Origin of the sequence: Helicobacter sp. UBA3407 (assembly GCF_949747025.1) — a bacterium.
GTDB lineage: Bacteria > Campylobacterota > Campylobacteria > Campylobacterales > Helicobacteraceae > Helicobacter_D > Helicobacter_D ganmani.
Genome location: NZ_CATKCB010000163.1, coordinates 1 through 2,336 on the forward strand (window position 1 = coordinate 1; position 2,336 = coordinate 2,336).

The 2,336-nt window shown below is 40.1% G+C and carries 2 protein-coding genes; both read left to right on the plus strand.

Annotated features, from left to right (window positions below):
* Positions 1-1,115, plus strand: a 1,115-nt coding sequence (locus tag Q1553_RS06185; protein ID WP_300842820.1) for a DNA polymerase, incomplete at its 5' end; no start/stop codon positions are given.
* Positions 1,116-1,265: 150 nt separating this feature from the next.
* Positions 1,266-2,336 (plus strand): hypothetical protein (locus tag Q1553_RS06190; protein ID WP_300842821.1); only part of this gene is annotated, 1,071 nt, incomplete at its 3' end.

Consider the following 2,336-nt stretch of genomic DNA (forward strand, 5'->3'; position numbering starts at 1 on the left):
AATATTTTAAAGAGTTAAAATCCGAAATGTCCGCCAAACTTTTGAATCTATCAGAGGAAATCTTCGCACTTGCACAAAAAAACTTTAATCTAAATTCACCGCAGCAACTTTCTATTGTCTTGTTTGAGGATTTGAAACTCCAAAGTGGCAAAAAAACAAAATCCGGCTTAAGCACTTCCCAAATGGTATTAAATTCCCTTTTTGACGCGCACCCTATCGTGCCAAAGATTTTAGAATATCGTGAGCTTTTCAAGCTTTTTAGCACCTATATAGAGCCTCTAATAGAACACGCTAAACTCAACGAATCGCATAAAATCTACACTTCTTTTATGCAAACAGGCACAAGCACTGGACGCTTAAGCTCCAAAAATCCGAATCTCCAAAATATTCCCGTCAAAACCGCACAAGGCAGACGCATACGACAAGGCTTCATCGCACAAGAAAACCACTTGCTCCTAAGCCTTGATTATTCACAAATTGAATTGCGCCTTCTAGCGCATTTTTCGCAGGATAAGGCGATGATTGAAGCATTTTGCCACAATGCAGACATTCATCTTGAAACTGCCAAAAAAATTTTTGGTGGCGCAAAAGCGCAAGAAAAACGCGCCGTGGCAAAAAGTATTAACTTCGGACTTATCTATGGTATGGGACCCAAAAAACTCTCCGAAACATTAAAAATCAGTTATCAAGAGGCAAAAACCTACATTCAAAACTATTTTGAATCTTTTCCCACCGTGAAAGATTTTTTGAAAGCTCAAGAGGATTTTATCCTAGAAAATGGTTATTCGCTTACGCTTCTAGGACGTATGCGCAAGTTTGACTTTCGCGGAATCCAAGAATACCAAAAGGCAGCATTTTTGCGTGAGGGTATCAATGCAATCTTTCAAGGAAGTGCCGCAGACATTATTAAAATGGCAATGAACGCTATCACGCAGGCAAACTTAGAATCCAAACTACTTTTGCAAGTGCATGATGAATTAATCTTTGAATCCCCGATAGCTTGTGCGGAATCTGAAGCAAAAAAAATCGCTTCCATTATGGAAAACATTACAAAGCTTAAGATTCCTCTTAGATGCTCTATTAGTATGGCAAAACATTGGGGTGACTTAAAATAACTCCTATTCTCCTCGCAAAAAGCAAAAATCCACCAAAAATACAAAAAATTTAAAATTTTCTCAACCTTTTTCACTCATTTAATTGACTTTTAAGGGGGGGGGGGGGGTATTATTTTGACTTAAATTTATTTTAAAATTTAAGGAGTCAAAATGACAAAACTTTCATTGGCAGCAAGCAGAACGCTTGTAGGTTTCGGTGTGGTAGCATTGACTAGCACAGGTAGTTTTGCTGCACAGAAGAATATTGAAAACACCCCCGCAGGGACAAACGCATCTTTCACACAAAGTGGCAATAGCTATACTTGGAATGGCAAGGATAGCACAGGTGCAGCGGTAACTCAAGGCACAGACGATGTAACTCTTACTTTAAGCGAGCCAACCACCGCTCCCATAGGCACTCCACCCAAAGAAGTAAGTTCGTTTAACACAAACGCAAACAGCAGTGTAAAAATCAATCTTCAACAAAATTCCAACACTGCTTTGGTTGCAGGAGACAAACTCACAATCAAAGGCGATAACACAGCAAATACTCCCACACTTTATAACTTTGATTTAAACGCAGGTGTGATTGACATAGGAGATGGGACAGCTCTCCTAAATCTTGAAGCAAATAGCGGAGAATCCAAGCTTGGCACGATTGTAGGACAAGCAACAACTTTCAAAGACAAATCCACGCTCACGCTTAAAAACAATGGTTCAGTCAGTGCGACACAAGACTTGACTTTTGAGAATGGTTCTACGCTTGACTTACAAGGAAGTGGTTCGCTAAAAGTAGGTGGAAGTCTTAATATGACAGGCGCAGCAGGGACACCAAACATTCTCTACACAAACCCCAAAAATGTAGGCGCAATCAGTGTCGGAGGGAATGCTACTTTCACAAATTCAGAGATTGCTTTACAATCTAAAGATTTCAATCAACTAAGCTTTGATACACCCAAAGTGTTACTAAAAGGTGGTAAAGATTCCACAACCCTAGCAGGAGTTACTCTCACAAAAGATGCAAAGGGCAACTTCAGCACAGCTGCCACAGCGGTAGCTGATACAAGCCTAAAAGTTGGAAGAGTAACCCTACAAAGAACAGCGGGAGATTGGCTAGGAAGAAGTATTAGCACAGAGTTGCAAAAAGATATTAATATGAGTTTAGGTGGCACAGATTCTGTTACAGGTGGTAATGCAGGCAATAGCTTCACTCAAAACCTTGGTCAAAATGCAGCAAACACC